The sequence below is a fragment of the Thalassovita taeanensis genome (assembly GCF_900110775.1).
GTDB classification, from domain to species: Bacteria; Pseudomonadota; Alphaproteobacteria; order Rhodobacterales; family Rhodobacteraceae; genus Litorimicrobium; species Litorimicrobium taeanense.
In genome coordinates this window covers 1-16660 of sequence record NZ_FOEP01000003.1, presented here as the reverse complement: position 1 = coordinate 16660, position 16660 = coordinate 1, and the positions used below count along the sequence as shown (strand labels likewise).

At 60.4% G+C, this 16660-nt stretch carries 17 protein-coding genes; 9 read left to right on the top strand and 8 right to left on the bottom strand.

Annotated elements, in window-relative coordinates; translation table 11 throughout:
* The first annotated feature begins 29 nt into the window (after positions 1 to 29).
* Entirely contained in the window at positions 30 to 929 is a 900-nt protein-coding gene (locus BSF79_RS04880) for an SDR family NAD(P)-dependent oxidoreductase (RefSeq protein WP_090268749.1), read from the top strand.
* 116 nt (positions 930 to 1045) lie between these two features.
* Here BSF79_RS04880 and BSF79_RS04875 read toward each other — a convergent pair whose 3' ends face one another.
* A complete protein-coding gene (locus BSF79_RS04875) occupies positions 1046 to 2581 on the bottom strand; it encodes an AMP-binding protein (RefSeq protein ID WP_090268748.1) in 1536 nt (511 codons plus the stop codon).
* Positions 2582 to 2905: 324 nt separating this feature from the next.
* On the opposite strand from BSF79_RS04875, the gene BSF79_RS04870 reads away from it, so the two are divergent.
* Positions 2906 to 3817 carry an SDR family NAD(P)-dependent oxidoreductase gene (locus BSF79_RS04870; protein WP_175545260.1) on the top strand — a complete coding sequence of 304 codons (912 nt, stop codon included), beginning with the start codon at positions 2906 to 2908 and terminating at the stop codon, positions 3815 to 3817.
* 3 nt (positions 3818 to 3820) lie between these two features.
* Here the strand turns inward: BSF79_RS04870 and BSF79_RS04865 are convergent, their stop codons facing one another.
* The gene (locus BSF79_RS04865) at positions 3821 to 4681 is read right to left on the bottom strand and encodes an SDR family oxidoreductase (protein WP_217650045.1); all 861 of its coding nucleotides are present in this window, start codon (positions 4679 to 4681) and stop codon (positions 3821 to 3823) included.
* Positions 4682 to 4784: 103 nt separating this feature from the next.
* On the opposite strand from BSF79_RS04865, the gene BSF79_RS04860 reads away from it, so the two are divergent.
* The 7 genes from BSF79_RS04860 (at position 4785) to BSF79_RS04830 (ending at position 9947) form a co-directional block, all read left to right on the top strand.
* Complete coding sequence (locus BSF79_RS04860) at positions 4785 to 5933, top strand: acyl-CoA dehydrogenase family protein (RefSeq protein ID WP_090268746.1); 1149 nt, start codon at positions 4785 to 4787, stop codon at positions 5931 to 5933.
* Positions 5934 to 6100: 167 nt separating this feature from the next.
* Positions 6101 to 6712, top strand: coding sequence for a ribonuclease D (locus tag BSF79_RS04855; RefSeq protein WP_090268745.1), 612 nt, complete (start codon positions 6101 to 6103; stop codon positions 6710 to 6712).
* 48 nt (positions 6713 to 6760) lie between these two features.
* Positions 6761 to 7357, top strand: a complete 597-nt coding sequence (lptC, locus tag BSF79_RS04850) for an LPS export ABC transporter periplasmic protein LptC (protein ID WP_090268744.1) — start codon at positions 6761 to 6763, stop codon at positions 7355 to 7357.
* Between the two features lie 17 nt (positions 7358 to 7374).
* On the top strand, positions 7375 to 7863 hold the full coding sequence (lptA, locus tag BSF79_RS04845) for a lipopolysaccharide transport periplasmic protein LptA (RefSeq protein ID WP_090268743.1): 489 nt from the start codon (positions 7375 to 7377) through the stop codon (positions 7861 to 7863).
* A gap of 3 nt (positions 7864 to 7866) precedes the next feature.
* Positions 7867 to 8625 carry an LPS export ABC transporter ATP-binding protein gene (gene lptB, locus BSF79_RS04840; protein WP_090268742.1) on the top strand — a complete coding sequence of 253 codons (759 nt, stop codon included), beginning with the start codon at positions 7867 to 7869 and terminating at the stop codon, positions 8623 to 8625.
* A 246-nt stretch (positions 8626 to 8871) separates the two neighbouring features.
* Complete coding sequence (gene hpf, locus BSF79_RS04835) at positions 8872 to 9438, top strand: ribosome hibernation-promoting factor, HPF/YfiA family (RefSeq protein ID WP_090268741.1); 567 nt, start codon at positions 8872 to 8874, stop codon at positions 9436 to 9438.
* A 44-nt stretch (positions 9439 to 9482) separates the two neighbouring features.
* Entirely contained in the window at positions 9483 to 9947 is a 465-nt protein-coding gene (locus BSF79_RS04830; RefSeq protein WP_090268740.1) for a PTS sugar transporter subunit IIA, read from the top strand.
* Here the strand turns inward: BSF79_RS04830 and BSF79_RS04825 are convergent.
* The 6 genes from BSF79_RS04825 to BSF79_RS04800 all read right to left on the bottom strand — a co-directional run.
* A complete protein-coding gene (locus BSF79_RS04825; RefSeq protein WP_090268739.1) occupies positions 9935 to 11371 on the bottom strand; it encodes a nodulation protein NodH in 1437 nt (478 codons plus the stop codon). The genes BSF79_RS04830 and BSF79_RS04825 overlap by 13 nt on opposite strands.
* A gap of 6 nt (positions 11372 to 11377) precedes the next feature.
* Positions 11378 to 13075 carry a DUF5927 domain-containing protein gene (locus BSF79_RS04820; RefSeq protein ID WP_090268738.1) on the bottom strand — a complete coding sequence of 566 codons (1698 nt, stop codon included), beginning with the start codon at positions 13073 to 13075 and terminating at the stop codon, positions 11378 to 11380.
* Between the two features lie 16 nt (positions 13076 to 13091).
* Positions 13092 to 14078 (bottom strand): glycosyltransferase family 2 protein, encoded by a 987-nt coding sequence (locus BSF79_RS04815; protein ID WP_090268737.1) that lies wholly within the window; start codon positions 14076 to 14078, stop codon positions 13092 to 13094.
* A 196-nt stretch (positions 14079 to 14274) separates the two neighbouring features.
* Entirely contained in the window at positions 14275 to 15312 is a 1038-nt protein-coding gene (locus tag BSF79_RS04810; RefSeq protein ID WP_090268736.1) for a glycosyltransferase family 2 protein, read from the bottom strand.
* Between the two features lies 1 nt (position 15313).
* Entirely contained in the window at positions 15314 to 16297 is a 984-nt protein-coding gene (gene galE / locus BSF79_RS04805; protein ID WP_090268735.1) for a UDP-glucose 4-epimerase GalE, read from the bottom strand.
* 18 nt (positions 16298 to 16315) lie between these two features.
* Positions 16316 to 16660 (bottom strand): sugar phosphate nucleotidyltransferase (locus BSF79_RS04800; protein ID WP_245776319.1); only part of this gene is annotated, 345 nt, incomplete at its 5' end.

Below are 16660 nucleotides of genomic sequence, written 5' to 3'. Positions count from 1 at the left end.
TGGAATTGTGAACAAAGCAGGAGAACGGAATGAAACTCGTAGAAGGCCGAGTGGCCATTGTGACCGGCGCCGGTCGTGGCCTTGGCCGCGCCCACGCGCTGATGCTGGCCAAACACGGCGCCAAAGTTGTCGTCAACGATCTGGGCGCAAGTGCAGCAGGCATCGGCACCGATGCCTCGCCTGCCCAGGATGTCGTGGATGAAATCAAAGCAATGGGCGGCGAAGCCGTTGTGAACGGTGGCAATGCCGCGTCCTTCACCGATGCCAAAGGCATGGTCGAACAGGCGATGGACACCTTCGGCAATCTTGATATCGTCATCAACAACGCCGGCATTCTGCGCGACCGCATGATGGTAAACATGACCGAAGAGGAATGGGATTCGGTCGTCACCGTGCACCTGAAATCAACCTTTTCCGTCTCGCACCATGCGGCCAACATCTGGCGCAGCCAAAGCAAGGCCGGCACTCAGCCCGACGCCCGCATCATCAACACCTCGTCGCATTCGGGTCTGTATTGCAACATCGGTCAGGCCAACTATGCCGCCGCCAAAGCAGGCATTGCCAGCTTCTCGATCGTGACCGCGCGCGAATTGCAACGCTACGGCGTGACCGTCAACGCCCTGTGCCCTCGCGCTACCACCCGCATGACCGAAGGCCTGCGTGAATGGAGCGAAGAAGCGCTGAACAACCGCAAGCCCGACTGGACCGCCGCACTGGCGACCTATCTGGCCAGCCCCGACGCCAAAGACATCAGCGGCCGCGTTTTTGAGACGTGGGGCTATGGGTTCACCATTGCCGAAAGCTGGCAACACGGCGACACCGCGCCCGCATCTCTGGACCCGAACGAGATCGGCGAAGGCTTGAAAGTGGCCATCGGCAACTCCAAGAAAAACGCCGGGCTCAACTTGGGCGAATGGCTTGATCCCTAGACCACGGCGTCACCGACGACAGCCAAAAGGCCCGGAGCATCACCGCTCCGGGCCTTTCTTTTGTCCGTAAACCGATCCGGGAAAATCACCCCGAGGCGCGACGCGACAGCCAGCCGTTATTGGCCCGACGCCTGCACCGCATTGCGCAGCTCGCGCCGCAACAACTTGCCCGCAGCCGAACGCGGCAGCTCGTCCAGAACATGGAACTCCCGCGGTTGCTTTACCCGCCCCAACCGGGTCGCGCAAAATGCCTTGACCGCATCGGTTGCGCTGACCTTGTCGGCCACGCCCGACCGCAGCACCACAAAGGCCACCGGCCGTTCGCCAAAATCCTCGTCGGGAAATCCCACGACGCCGCAATCGGCAACATCGGGGTGTTCTTCCAACGCCTGCTCGATCTCCATAGGATAGATATTCACCCCGCCCGAGTTGATCGTATCGTCCTGCCGGTCGGACAGGAAAAGATATCCATCCTCGTCGATCCGCCCGATCTCGCCCAGCGTCTGAAACCCTTGCGGGCTGGTTCTGGCCGCCGTCTTTTCCGGCTCGTTGAAATACGAAAACTTCGTCGTGCCGCTGAAATACACCATGCCGGTTTCATTCGCGCCCAACTCTTCATACTCGGGCGACAGAATACGGATCACGCCCTTGTACGCCTTGCCAACCGACCCTGGCTTTTGCAGCCATTCGGCAGTGTCCAGCTTGGTCAACCCAACGCTTTCGGTCCCGGCGTAATATTCCTCAAGGATCGGCCCCCACCAATCAATCATCGCCCGCTTGATTTCGACCGAACAGGGCGCGGCGGCATGGACTGCCTTTTTATGCGCGGGCGCATGATAGGCCTCCCTCACCTCCTGCGGCAGATCAAGCATTCGCTTGAACATCGTCGGCACCCATTGCGACACCGTGATGTTTTCGGATTGGATCAGCCCAAGCGCCTCTTCGGCGTCGAACTTCTTCATGATCACCGCTGTGCCGCCTGCGGTCAGAACGCCCAGCGTCCAGCGCAGCGGCGCCGCGTGATACAGCGGAGCGGGCGACAGATAACGCGTGTCGGCCTCATAGTGGAAAATCTCGATCAGGTCGCGTGCATAGGGCGGCGCCCCGTCGCCGACCTGTTCGGCGGTGGGCAACGGGCGGCAAATCCCCTTCGGCGCGCCCGTGGTGCCCGACGAATACATCATCAACGCGCCCGGCGATTCATCGGAAATCGGCGTGCCCGGCAGGGCGGCAAGCGCAGACGGCAGATCAGAAAACCCCGCGATTTCGCCCAGCGCATACAGATGCGTCGCACCGGACGGCGCGTCACTCAGGCTTGCAACCCGATCGACATATTTCGCGTCGCTGATCACCACCTTGGCCGCGCAGTTTTCAACGACATAGGCAATCTCGGGCTCTGAAAACGTGTTGGCTACCGGCGTCAAATACGCCCCGGCGCGGTACGCTCCCAAAACCGCCGCAAGGATATGCGGCCCGTTGCCCAGAACCGTCGCCACATGGTCGCCGCGCACAACCCCACAGCGCCGAAACAGATGCGCAAACTGGTTTGCCATGACTTCCAGTTCACCAAATGTAACGGTTGGCTGATCGGTAAACTCCAACGCATGCCGCCCCGGTTCGCGTTTCGACCAGTCTCGAATTCCAAATTCCATCGTATCCCCTCCCTGCGGAAGATATCCCGCACCTCATGCAAAAACCTAGCGTAAAGTAATCTACGCTACCAGTTTATTTCCCACCCCACGCTGCCTTCTCATTTCCTCGTCTGAAAGCACCCAAAGCATCGCGTCTTGAAATCGCGAATATTATAGTACTAAAGTGAAACGTTCGCTTCAGTATCAATGCGCAAGGGGGGAAAATGCAAGACGAGAATGACCAATCACCATCAATATCTCCTACGGGGAAGCCGACAGTGAATATCGGGCGCATTGCTTGCCAACCGCTGACGCACATCACATTTCAAAACAAGGGAGAACGGCATGGGATTGCTGGATAACAAAGTTGTACTGGTCACAGGTGCAGGGCGCGGCGTTGGCCGCTGCATCGCGCTCGAGGCTGCCAAAGCCGGGGCCAAGGTTGTGGTCAACGATCTGGGCGCCAAAGAAGACGGCACCGGAGGCGAGGTCGGCCCAGCGCAATCCGTCGTGGATGAGATCATTGCCGCAGGCGGTCAAGCCGTCGCCGACACCCATTCGATCGCCGACTGGGATCAGGCGCAGGCCATCATTCAAACCGCCATCGAGACCTATGGGCAACTGGACGGCGTGATCAACAACGCCGGCGTGCTGCGCGACGGCATTTTCCACAAGATGAGCGAAGAAGACTTCGACGGCCTGCTGAAAATCAACCTCAGCGGCTATTTCTATGTCTCGCGCGCCGCCGCCCCCGTGTTCCGCGCTCAGGGGCATGGCGCCTTTGTGCATATGTCCTCTACATCCGGGCTGATCGGCAACTTCGGGCAGGCGAATTATGCGGCCGCCAAGCTGGGCGTCGTTGGCCTGTCGAAATCCATCGCCATGGATATGCAGCGTTTCAACGTGCGCTCGAACTGCATCGCCCCCTTCGCCTGGACCCGCCTTGTCGGCACCATCCCCGACGCCACCCCCGAAGAGAAAAAGCGTGTCGAGGGCCTGAAGAAACTCAAGCCCGAGCTGATCGCACCCTTCGCCGTGGCCCTGCTGGCAGACGAGGCCGCAGATGTGAACGGTCAGGTCTTCGGCACCCGCGCCAACGAGATTTTCCTGTTCTCGCAGCCACGCCCGATTCGCAGCGTACACACCGCCGACGGCTGGACCCCGCAAAGCGTGGTCGACACCGCCATTCCCGCGCTCAAGGCCTCGTTCTATCCGCTGGATCGTTCCGGCGATGTCTTCACATGGGATCCGATCTAGGGCTTAATCCGGCAGCTGATCGCGGATCGGCTCAAACTCAGGGTTGCGGATCGACCGGTTCAGCCGGTCGCCGCCATCAATCACAAACATATGCCCGGTGACAAACGCGGCATAGGGCGAACACAGATACGTCGCAGCCCAGCCCAGCTCCTGTGTCTTGCCGACGCGCCCAGCGGGAATGCGGGTCTTTTCCGCCTCATATCCATCGGGTCGACGGCTGCGCATCGCGGGGGCATGATCGTCGTGCGGAAACAGCCCCGGCGCCAGCGCATTCACTCGAATGCCATCGGGTGCCCACTCAATCGCCAGACTTTCAGTCAGATTGCGCACCCCCGCCTTGGCCGCCGCACTATGGGCATGACCCGGCGCGCCGCCATCAACATATGTCGCCAGAATATTCAGGATCGCACCGCTTTCGCCACGCGCAACCCGCCGTGCGGCAAACGCCTTGCTGCACAGAAACGTCCCCGTCAGCACAATGTCCACCACCGCGCGCCAGCCATTCGGGCTCAACTTCTCGGCGCGAACCGGGAAATTCCCCGCCGCGTTGTTGATCAGAACCTCAACCGGCCCCAGCCGTTCTTCGACCGTATCAAACGCCAGCGCCACCTGATCCGCATCGCGCACATCCAGCGCGATCCCTTCCGCGATACCGCCCTCGGCCCTGATCGCCGCGACCCCCTTGGCGCGGTGTTCTTCGCTGCGGCTGGCAATGGCAATCCGCCCACCCAGCCGGGCAAACTCGCGCCCCATCGCCAGACCAAGCCCGGTGCCGCCGCCGGTCACCATCACGGTTTTTCCGGCAAAGGTTCCATCGGGCAGCATCGCCAAACCGGCGGCAAGCGCTGGGGGTAATCCGTTCAAATCCAATCCTCCGACAGGTGCGCAAATTTCTATCTACTTTTGAATTATAGTGTATGATACACAAGCTAACAACTAATTCATCACCACAGATCGGACCTCCCAGATGACGCGCCGCACCCTGTTTGACGCCACCCACGACATGTTCCGCGAAACCGTGCGCCGCTTTATCGAAGACGAGATCGCCCCCTTCCACGATCAGTGGGAACGTGACGGCATCGTCCCCCGCGCCCTCTGGCGCAAGGCGGGCGCATTGGGCCTGCTTTGCACCAATATGCCCGAAGAATACGGCGGCGGCGGCACCGACTGGACCTTCAACGCCGTTCTGATCGAAGAGATGTGGCGCGCGGGCGTCAGCGGCCCGGCGGCAGGGTTCATGATTCAGTCGGAAATGGTGGCGCCCTATATTCTGGCCTGGGGCAGCGAAGCGATGAAACGCCGGATACTGCCCCGCATGGCCCGCGGTGAACTGGTCGGCGCGATTGCCATGACCGAACCGGGCGCCGGCAGTGACCTCAAGGCGATCACAACACGCGCCGTGCGCACCGGCGATGACTACGTCGTCAGCGGCCAAAAGGTCTATATCTCGAACGGGCAATCCTGCGATGTGATCGTCATGGCGGTGAAAACCGACGCCAGCAAAGGCGCGGCAGGGGTCAGCCTGATACTGGCCGAGGTCCCCTGCGACGGGTTCGAACGCGGGCGCAACCTCGACAAGATCGGGATGCACGCACAAGACACGTCCGAGCTGTTCTTCGACAACATGCGCGTGCCCGCCGCCAACCTGCTGGGCGACGAGGGGCAAGGCTTTGCCATGCTGATGACCAAGCTCGCACACGAACGGATGAGCCAGGCCGTGCGCAGCGTCGCAGTGGCCGAGGCAAGCCTGCGTAACACCATCGAATACACCAAAGAGCGCCGCGCCTTTGGCGGCACCATCGCCGATTTCCAGAACACCCAGTTCGTGCTGGCGCAGCTTGATGCCGAAATCACCGCAGCGCGGGTTTTCACCGATTGGGCGGTGGAACAGTTCATGCTCGATGCGCTTGACCCGCTCGATGCCGCCCGGCTGAAACTGGTGACCTGCGAATTGCAGGGCAAAGTGGTGGACCAGTGCCTGCAGTTTTTCGGCGGCTACGGCTATATGACCGAATACCCCATCGCCCGCGCCTTTGTGGACGCGCGGATATCGCGGATCGCCGGCGGCGCGGTCGAGGTGATGAAACACATCATCGCCCGCGACGTCTTCAAATAAGCACAGCCCTCGAAAAGCAACAGCAAGGCGGGGCACAGACCGCACAACACAGCGCGCCGCGCGATACGCCGTTGAAACCCCCGAAGCGTATTGCTAGGCATACGCAAACGAAGCTTGGGAGCGGATAACCTTTTCTGGGCGCCATTCTCTCCAAACCGGGGCCGGGAATGACCAATCACCTCTATCGCAACGACCTACCTGACGATCTTGACCTTGGCCCCGTCGTCGCCATCGATTGCGAAACCATGGGCCTGAACCCGCTCCGCGACCGATTGTGTGTTGTCCAACTCTCGGGCGGCGACGGCCACGCGCATTTGGTGCAGGTCGCCCCGGGCCAGGCCGAAGCCCCCAACCTGTGCCGGTTGCTGCAAGATCCCGATGTGCTGAAACTGTTCCACTTCGGCCGGTTCGACATCGCCGCAATGTACAACGCCTTCGGCGCGCTGACCGCTCCAGTCTATTGCACCAAAATCGCCTCTCGGCTGATCCGCACCTATACTGATCGCCACGGGCTAAAATTCCTGCTTCAGGAACTGCTCAGCGTCGATATCTCGAAACAGCAGCAATCCAGCGATTGGGGCGCGGACACTCTGACCAAGGCGCAGCTCGACTATGCCGCCTCCGACGTGCTTTATCTGCACAAGCTCAAGGCCGAACTGGACCGCATGCTGGACCGCGAGGGCCGGACCGAACTGGCGCAAGCGTGTTTTGATTTCCTGCCCGCTCGTGCCAAGCTGGATCTGGCCGGTTGGCCCGAAATCGACATTTTCTCGCATTGATGCCGAAACCGGGCGCCATTGACCGCGGCCCCCAACAACAGGACCCCCATGTGGCGTGACCGTTTCCATTCAAGGATCGTAGCCTGGCTGAAGATAATTCTGCCACTGGCCGCCCTTGTGCTGCTCTCCACCCTGTTCCTGCTCTCGCGCAGCCGCGATCCCTCCACCACGATCCCCTTCTCGCAAATCGACCTTCAGGAACGTGCCCGCGACGAGATCGTGACCGAACCGCAGTTTTCCGGCGCAACCGCCAACGGTGATCTGATCTCGTTCACCGCCGCCTCGGCCCGCCCCGACCCCACTGATAACAACAAAGCCCTGGCACAGACCCTCTCTGCCAAGATCGACCTGACCAGCGGTACCCGCATCACCTTCACCGCCGAAAGCGCCCGACTGGACACCAAACGCGAAATGGCCGAACTGACCGGCGGCGTTATCATCAGCAGCTCGACCGGCTATGTGGTGCGCACCGACACACTTATCACCAGCATGAGCGAAATCGGTGCCGAAACCATGGGCACTATCACTGGCGAAGGACCTGTCGGCACACTATCTGCTGGAAAGATGCTTCTGACCTCGAACCGCGATACGAATGAGGCCCAATTGCTTTTCACAAACCGTGTAAAGCTGGTATATCAGCCGTAACCCAAGGAATTTACCCCGTGCTTGCCTTTCGCCCCCTTCTTGCCTCCGCGCTTGCCGCGCTTGTGATCGTGACGACACCGGCCCTTGCCGCAGATGTGGCCTTTGGCAAATCACGTCAGGACAGCAACCTCCCGGTCGAGGTCGAGGCTGACAACCTTTCCGTCAGCCAGGAAGACGGCACCGCCACCTTCACCGGCAATGTCGTGATCACGCAGGGCGAAATGATCCTCTCCGCCACCGAAGTGCTGGTCGTCTATGCCGAAACCAACAAAAAGATCACCCGGCTTCTGGCCACCGGCGGCGTGACCATGGTCAGCGGCGTTGACGCAGCCGAGGCCGCCAGCGCCGACTACAGCATCGACGCGGGCACCGTGCTGCTGAAAGGCAACGTGCTGCTGACACAGGGCAAGAACGTCATGACCGGCGATCAGATGACCATCAACCTCGACACGGGCACCGCGCAGATCGGCGGGCGGGTCAAGACAACCCTGCAAAGCGGGGATTAGCGGATGGCAAAACCCGAACTGGAAGTCACCGACGGAGCCTCGGGGCTGCGCGTCGTCAGCCTGCGCAAAAGCTATAAATCCCGCGTCGTGATCCGCGATTTCAGCATGGACCTGAACCGGGGAGAGGTCGTGGCCCTGCTCGGCCCGAACGGTTGCGGTAAATCCACGACCTTCTATGCCATCTGCGGGCTGATCTACCCCGAAGGCGGCCATGTTCTGATCGATGGGCGCGATGTGACCGGCCTGCCAATGTATCGCCGCGCCCAGTTGGGCATCGGCTATCTGCCGCAGGAAATGTCGATCTTCCGCGGCCTCAGCGTCGAAGACAACATCGGCGCCATCCTCGACATCTCGGAACCCAACCGCCACAAACGCCGCGAACGGCTTGAGGAGCTGCTGTCCGAGTTCTCCATCGAACACCTGCGCCGCGCCCCCGCGCTGGCGCTGTCGGGCGGTGAACGCCGCCGCGTTGAAATCGCCCGCTGTCTGGCCGCTGACCCGAAATACCTGCTGCTCGATGAGCCCTTCGCCGGGGTCGATCCGATTTCCGTCGGCGATATCCGCCACCTCGTCGCCGACCTTAAAAAACGCGGCATCGGCGTGCTGATCACCGATCACAACGTGCGCGAAACCCTCGAAATCGTCGATCGCGCCTATATCCTGCATGATGGCAAAGTGCTGATGTCGGGCACGCCCGAAGACGTTGTTCAAAACGAAAACGTGCGCCGCGTCTACCTGGGCGAGAATTTCCGCTTCGGATAAACTCCGCTGGTTTTGGACAATGCCACGCAAAATATTTGCGCAGGTCGATTGACAGACCCCCACCCGCTGGCCTCAAATGGGGGCATGACATTCTTGGATTCCACCTCGCTCCCGCCCGTGGTCTTGTTGCCAAGGCCGGATCGCGAACAATCCATTGATATGTCACATTCCAGCATTCGGGCATAAACAAACTGGGGCACAGAACGCACCCGGAAAAATCCCGATTTGTCACGCAAAGGAGACAAGATGCGCTACCAGATCAGTGGAAAACAGATTGATATTGGCGAAGCCCTGCAAAAGCATGTGAAAGACGAACTTGGCGTCGTCGTTCAGAAATATGCCCAGCGACCGACCGACGCGAATATCATCTTCTCTAAGTCCGCCTATGAATACGTCTGCGAAGCGACCGTGCATCTGTCCACAGGCCTGACGGCACAGGCCAAGGCTCACGATACTGAAATCTATGCCGCCTTCGACAGCTGCAATCAGAAAATGGAAAAACAACTGCGCCGCTACAAGCGCCGCCTCAAGGACCACCATCGCGATCGTGTCGAGCCGGTTGAACTCATGGGCGGGTCCTCGTATATCCTCGCCTCTGAAACCAATGACGAGGATTCGGAGCCCGAAACCCTGCAACCGATCATCGTCGCCGAGATGGAAGCAAAGATTCAGTCGCTTTCGGTGGGCGAGGCTGTCATGCAGATGGAATTGGCCGGCGCGCCGGTTCTGGTATTCCGAAACGAAGGTAAAAACGGGTTGAACGTCGTGTATCGCCGCGAAGATGGCAATATCGGATGGATCGACCCTCAATAAACAAGTGACCGGGGTCCCCCCGCAGTCGGAGCAACGAACGCAATATGGATATTTCGAAACTCCTCAAGCCGGGAGCCGTGAAAGTAATAAGCTCGGCCTCCAGTAAGAAACGTTTGCTGCATGATCTGGGGGATCTCGCCTTTTCTGCCTATGGCATCAATGCCTCGACTGCGGTCGAGGCATTGATCGAACGCGAAAGCCTTGGCCCCACCGGTGTGGGCCACGGCGTTGCGCTGCCGCACGCGCGCCTGCCCGGCCTGGATACCGTCGTCGGCACCTTCATCCTGATGGAAAAACCGATTGATTTTGATTCCATCGACCGTCAGCCCGTCGATCTGATCTTTGCGCTCTTCGCCCCCGAAGACGCAGGTGTTGAGCACCTCAAGGCCCTGGCGCTGGTCTCACGTACCCTGCGCGACCCGGCCGCCTGCGCCAAACTGCGCGCCAACGCCGACCCGGCCACACTCTACACCATCCTCACCGAAGGTCAGAGCGCTCAGGCCGCCTGACCCGGCCAGCGGCCAAACCCAAACCCGATATAATCTTTCTGATAGATCGCGCTGACCATCTGTTCGATCTCCGCGTCATAGATCGCAGACAGCGGCACCGGCTGCTCGGGCTTTGCATCCTCCAGCGCGGGCGGCGCGTCATACCCCAGCTGCTGCGCCATCGCGGGCAGATATGCGCCCGCCTCGGTCTCGCGCAGGATGAAATCAGGCACCCCATACTCGGAAAACCCCTGAAGGATCTGCGCCTGCGAGGCCCAGCTTGCATCCACCCGCAGCCCGGTCTGCCCCGACAGGCTCGCCTTCAGAAACTCCAGAAACCCGACAAACGCCGCCCGATGCGCCACAGTATCGTAACTGCCGTCAACCTCATCCGGGATCGGCACCTTATAGGCCCGCTGCAACGTCTTGCGGATCTTGGCAAAGCTTCCCGGTCCCATCGTCAATATCCGCTCGCAAAACGCCGCGTGCACCCGTGCCACCGGGTGACGGATCACCGTAAAACTGCGATGCCCGACGTGGTCGCGCTTCCATTGCCGCAGGCTCTTTTGGGAAAACCCGCTCAGCAGCGCCTCTTCCGTCTCCGCGTCCAGCGCCGCCATCCAGCGCATGACCTCGCGCTCGGGCCCCGATCGCACCGGCATATACAGCAGCCCCGCCTTCGCCGCCGCGATGTAACTTGGCACCGCCGCCCCGCGCCGTGGCTCGAAATTCGGCGTGCGCGTCAGGTTGAACTGGTCCAGCCGCGACAGCGCCTGCTCCATCTGGTCGAAATTCCGAACCTTCTCGGAAATCGGCTCGGGGTTTTGCTTCTTCAGCTTCTTGTCCAGACTGTCCAGTTGATCGTCCTGACCCAACCAGCGCGCCAACCCGTTCATCACCGCGACGTCCTGCAAATCCTCATAGGCCACGTAAAACGCCGTCTGCCCGCTGACCTGCAACGCATTCAGCAACTGCACCTGAAACGCCTGCAACTCCGCCAGATGCGTCTCAAACTCCGCCCGGTTGAAATCCGCCAGCCCATCGCGGCGCTTTTTCACATCGGTCAGCTTCCACTGCCCCGTCGCCTTGGCAATCTTCCAACTGACATAGCTGTCCACCGGATTCCGTGTCAGAATGATCTTGGCACAGCGCGGATCGGCCAGAAAAACCTCCAGTGCCCGTGGGTCATGATCGTGGAAAAACCGGAACCCGCCCAGCCCCGGCGTGCCCGCCTTGATCGTCTCGATCAACCGCCCCGGATCGGCCTCGCGCATGGCCTGCGTGATCCCCAAAATCTCGGTCTTGTTGGGATAGCCGATGAAATGCGGATTATATGCCTCGCCGTGGCAGGTCAGCCCCGGAAAGGCATTCAAATTCGCCTCCAGAAAATTGGAGCCGGTTCGCATTTCGGCCAACACCACGAAGTAATCGAACTGCTTGTTCATGCTGACTTATCGCACCAAATAGGGTTTGCGTTTGGATTGCTGACCAGAGCTACCTTCCCGTGCAACCGGGAAATCCCCCATCAGATAGGGATGCATCCCCTGATTTTTCAAATTCTGAAGGAACTGACCAAAGCCCGTCAGATCCGCCAGTTTCGGTGCCTCGGCCAACCGCCGCTGGCTCTTGTTGCCGATCTCGTCGATGATCGTCTGCAGCGGCTCCATTGGCGCCTCGATGAATTCCGCCATCGTCCAGATCCTGATCCGCGCCTTCGAATATCCCGACCGCAGAATGTTCAGATGCTCTCGTTCGATCTTCTGCAACTGCGCCGCCTCTTTGCGGATGTCAGCGAAATTGCTGTTCGATTTGAACAACGGCACGGCCCAGGCGCCGGTAATCACCGAAATCTGCGCATTCGGATCTTTGGCCAGAAACCAGCTGATATCCTGCGTGTCATGCGGGCCGAACTGGAAACACTGCCGTTCGCCGCGCGAGTTCCAGATCAGGCTGGTCAGAAACGCCCGCGGGTTATAATCGCGCAGCGGCGCACTGTCGGACAGCGCGCCATTCATCACCGCCTGCTGGTCGGCATATTCCACCCGCTCGGGCGCAAACAGATGCCCATGTACCCGCGATCCCGTCGTGTTCGTCAGCCAGCTGTCGAAATTCTCGAACAGATCAGCAAAGCCCTCGAACACCGAATACCGCCCCGAGGTAACACCGTTTTCCCAGCCCTCATTCGGGAACCGGCTTTGCATATACAGGCCGGGCCGTCCCCGCGTCCGCCGCACCACCGCCTTGGCAAAAATCCGGTCGATCTTGCCGGGGTTCGGCTCGGTCCGCTTCATCGCGCCCTCGGTATCGGTCAGAAACGCCTTGTACAGCCGGTCCGCATGGGGCCAGATCTTACGCGCCACAAAGCAGTCCGACCGCCGTAGCAGCTGCAAATGATCGTCATAGAAAATATGCGGCTTGCCCTGAAAATCGAACTTCGACAGCGTCAGCGACCGGCTTTCGATATTCGTCGCATACAGCCGCACCCGCGTCTGGAAATAGCTCTCATCCGGGATCCAGACCTTGCGGAAATACCGATCAAACTCGGCCCGCTCCGGGTCTTGCAGGATCGCCGACAGCGTCTGCCGGGTCAGGCACCACCACTGGCTGCCCATATGCGGCACGATCCCCTTGGGGATCCGCCGCTTCACGCCCAACCGGCGTTGCACCGCGACCCAGCGATCAAACAGATACCGATGCTTTTTCCACGAGAACGGAAAACTCATGGTAAAGCGTTCTTCGTCCAGCCCGCCCACCGTCCACGGCACATCCGCCGTCGTCACGCTTTCGATGAAATCCGTGCGCGGGCGCTCTGCCAGATAGTCAATCAGCTCCTGCACCGGGCGCAGCGGCAGGCACGACCCCGACGCCAGATAGACATGGCGCACCTCGGGAAACCGCTCCAGCATCACCTCGGACGCGCCTTGCGACGCGGCCACAATGCCCCAGGTGCCCCATTCGCACCGATGACGTTTGCAAAATATCACATCCGGCAGGTCCGCCAGCGCCTTGACCAGCACATCATTGGTCCAGCGCGGCACATTGCGGTCGACATGAATCACCACCGGACAGCCCGCCGCCGCCCAGTGACGGGCGACCTGTTCGGCCCGTCCCAGTGCATTGTGCACCAGCATGACAATTCCTACCGTCACCCGCGTGCGTCCTTTCTCATGCCCAGTTGCCTTTGGACATCAGCCCCAGAATCTCCAACTGGCGCCAATTGATGTATTTTTCCGACCACTTGCACCACAGCTCCGGGTCATCCTTCAGCTGCTTGGCATAGACCTTGTATTCCGCACCGCCCGAATAATGCTGCTTGCGCTGCAATTCTTCCTCGGCCTTGGCGCCGAACGTGTCCAGAAACTTGGTATGCAACAACACACCACTGGCCTTTTCGCCGCCCCATTCATCATACACCTGATTCAACCCACGCGGCAGTATCATATGTGTCGAGCTGGAATAGGCGTATTTTCGATCCCACTTCACCAGCGGGATCTTGTTCAGCGCCGGTGCCTTCTTGGGCTTGTCGGGGAAAAACACCCGCGCCCGTGGCCCGCCCTGTATCCACAGATTTCCGAACACTTGGTTTCGCGTGATCATGTAATTGCCGGAATCGAACCAGTTCGCAATCTCCAGTGGGTCCTGCCCCTCGCGGTACGGCTGCGCATCCAGCCGCCCCTTGGGATACATATCTAGCAACATCGCGCCGAAACTGCGGATCGAGGAGTTATCAAGCCAATCCGTCAACGCCCGGATCGGCCGCGTGTCGCAGAACGGATATATGAAAAACTCGTCCGGATCGACCACCAGCGTCCAATGCCCACTGGCATATTTACGCTGCAGCCAGTTCATCCAGTCCACACCAAAAGCCGCCCGCTTGTAGCTTGCTCTGGTGTGCCAGACAGACACATCCGGCTGCCCCGCCACATAATCCAACGAGCCATCGGTGCTGTCATTGTCCACAAATAAGAAGTGATTCACCCCCATATCGCGATAATATTGCAGGAAATACGGCAGCCTGACCCGTTCATTGCGCATGGTGCAGACCAGCAGAATATCCCCTGGCCGTATCCGGTCAGTGTGATTCTGAACCACATTCAATTCGTTGGATTTTCGAATAGCGCGAATAATCCGGCGTCGACGCCGGACCCGCATTCGATAAGACTCCCAAAGGCTCACCTAGACATTCCAATCCCGCAGCGTCGCGATCCAGCGATGGCTGATCACACATGCACCAGCCTTTCGCGCAATATGTCACGTTATTCTTCTATGAATCAATGCGTTTAGATAAAGTTACAAATGGCAAACGTATATCACAGATGGCATCGGCTCAGGGTGCGCGCGCCGACACTCACCACGCGGGCGACTGCATCAGCCCAAGCTCTTCCAACTGCGCCGCCCCGGTCAGGCGCACTGATTGCGGGGCCCACAGATCGGGGCCCTGAACGATGCGGTCATAATAATCGCCAAAATCCGACGGGGTGTGGAAATGCTGCCCACGCTGTTTTTCCATTTCTGATTTGGAAACAATCTCGGGCAGAAACTTCGTGTGCAGCAACACCCCGGATGGCGCTGTGCCCCCCGGCCCGTCATATGCCGCATTCAGCGCGGGCGGCAGCATCGAATGGGTCGAGTTCACATAGACAAAGCGCCGATCCCACTTCACCAGCGGCAGCTTGTTCAACGTCGGCGAACGCTCTGGCTGATCCGCGAAAAACGCCCGCTCGCGCACGCCGCCCTGCACCCAAAGATTGCCAAGCGGCGCCTGCCGCCGCGCGCGGTACGGCCCCGCATCGAACCAGCGCAACACCTCGGTCGGGTCTTGACCCGCGGCGTAACTCTGCGCGCCCAGCGGCCCCTTTGGGTACAAGTCCAGCATCAACGCCCCAAACGCCGCGCGCCCGTTCCGGTCAAGCCACGCCGTCAGCTCGGGCAGTCCATGCGCCTCGTGCTCGGGGTAAATCAGCACCTCGTCCGCATCCACCGTCAGGCACCAATGCCCGTGCGCGTGGCGGATCTGCAACCATGTCGACCAGTCCAGCCCGAACCGCGCGTCCCGATACCCATGCGTGCTGCGCCACACCGAAACATCGTCCTGCGCGGCAAGCATCCGGTCGCTGCCGTCATCGCTGCCGTTGTCCACCACCAGAAAATGCGACACCCCAAGGCGGCGATAATGCGACAGGAAATACGGCAGGCGCGCCGCCTCGTTGCGCTGCACGATCACCGCCAGAATATCATCCGGCCGTATCTGCGCGGTGCGATCGGCCACCACCGACAATTGCCGCCGCGCCCGAAACGCCCGCCACAACAGCCGCTTGCGCTTCCACCTCAAGCGATAGGCTTCGGCCCGCGTCAGGGCCCGTATCGCGGGGGCGGGGCTGTTCATTTCACTTGTCGTAATGCCCGGTTTGATGCCACCGCCACGCGTCCGCGATCATCCGGTCCATCGTTGACCGCTCCGGCCGCCAGCCCAGCTCGTCCCTGGCCCGCACCGAGCCCGAAACCAGCTTGGTGCAATCGCCCGGCCGCCGTGGCCCCTCGTTGAAAGGCACCGCGCGCCCGGTCACAGCCGTGGACCGCGTGATCACCTCGCGCACCGAAAACCCGCTGCCGGTGCCCAGATTGAACACCCGGCTGCCCTTGCCATCCTCAAGCCATTTCAGCCCCAGAACATGCGCATCAATCAGATCGCAGACATGCACATAGTCACGAATACAGGTCCCATCCGGCGTGTCGTAATCGGTGCCGAAAATCGTCAGCGCGTCCCGCTTGCCGTCGATCGCATCCAACACCAGCGGGATCAGATGCGTCTCGGGTTGATGGAATTCGCCGACCTCAGCCGCCTCATCGGCACCCGCCACGTTGAAATAGCGAAAGATCACCGAGTTCAGCCCGTGACTGGCGCCAAAATCGCTCAGCATATCCTCGATCGCGCGCTTGCTCGCGCCATACGCGTTGATCGGCATCTGCACACTGGTTTCATCCAGAACCACATTGTCCTGTTCGCCATAGGTGGCACAGGTCGACGAGAAGACAAAGTTCAGACACCCCGCCGCCACCGCCGCCTCAATCAGATTCAGCGACCCACTGGCGTTGTTCAGCCAGTATTTGCCCGGATTAGACATGCTTTCGCCGACCTGAGACAGCGCTGCGAAATGCATCACGGCGATGGGCTGATAGGCGGCAAACACCTCGTCCAACCGGCCGCGGTCCATAAGATCGCCCCGCTCGAACGGGCCGAACTTTACCGCGTCCTCCCAGCCAGTGCACAGGTTGTCGAAAACCACGGGCACATAGCCCGCCGCCTTCAGTGCCTTACAGGCATGCGAGCCGATATAGCCCGCGCCCCCCGTCACCAGTACATTGCGCACGTTCGACTCTGCTCCTGCTTATTCTGCGGCTTTGTCCAACGAGATGATTTCGCGCAGATAGCGCGACAGCTCGTCTTTCAGCTCATCGCGTGCCAGGCCGAACGATACGGTGGCCTGAAGGAACCCGGCCTTTGATCCGCAATCGAACCGCTGCCCGCGGAAGCGGAAGCCGTATACGTCGCGGTCGTTGTTGATTTCCTCGGCAATCGCGTCGGTCAGCTGGATTTCTCCGCCGGCCCCGGATTTCATCTTGTTGAGGTTCTGCAGCACCCGTGGCGACAGGATATAGCGCCCGATCACCGCCAGATTCGACGGCGCGGTGCCCGGTGCGGGCTTCTCGACCATGCCGTTGACGGACACCAT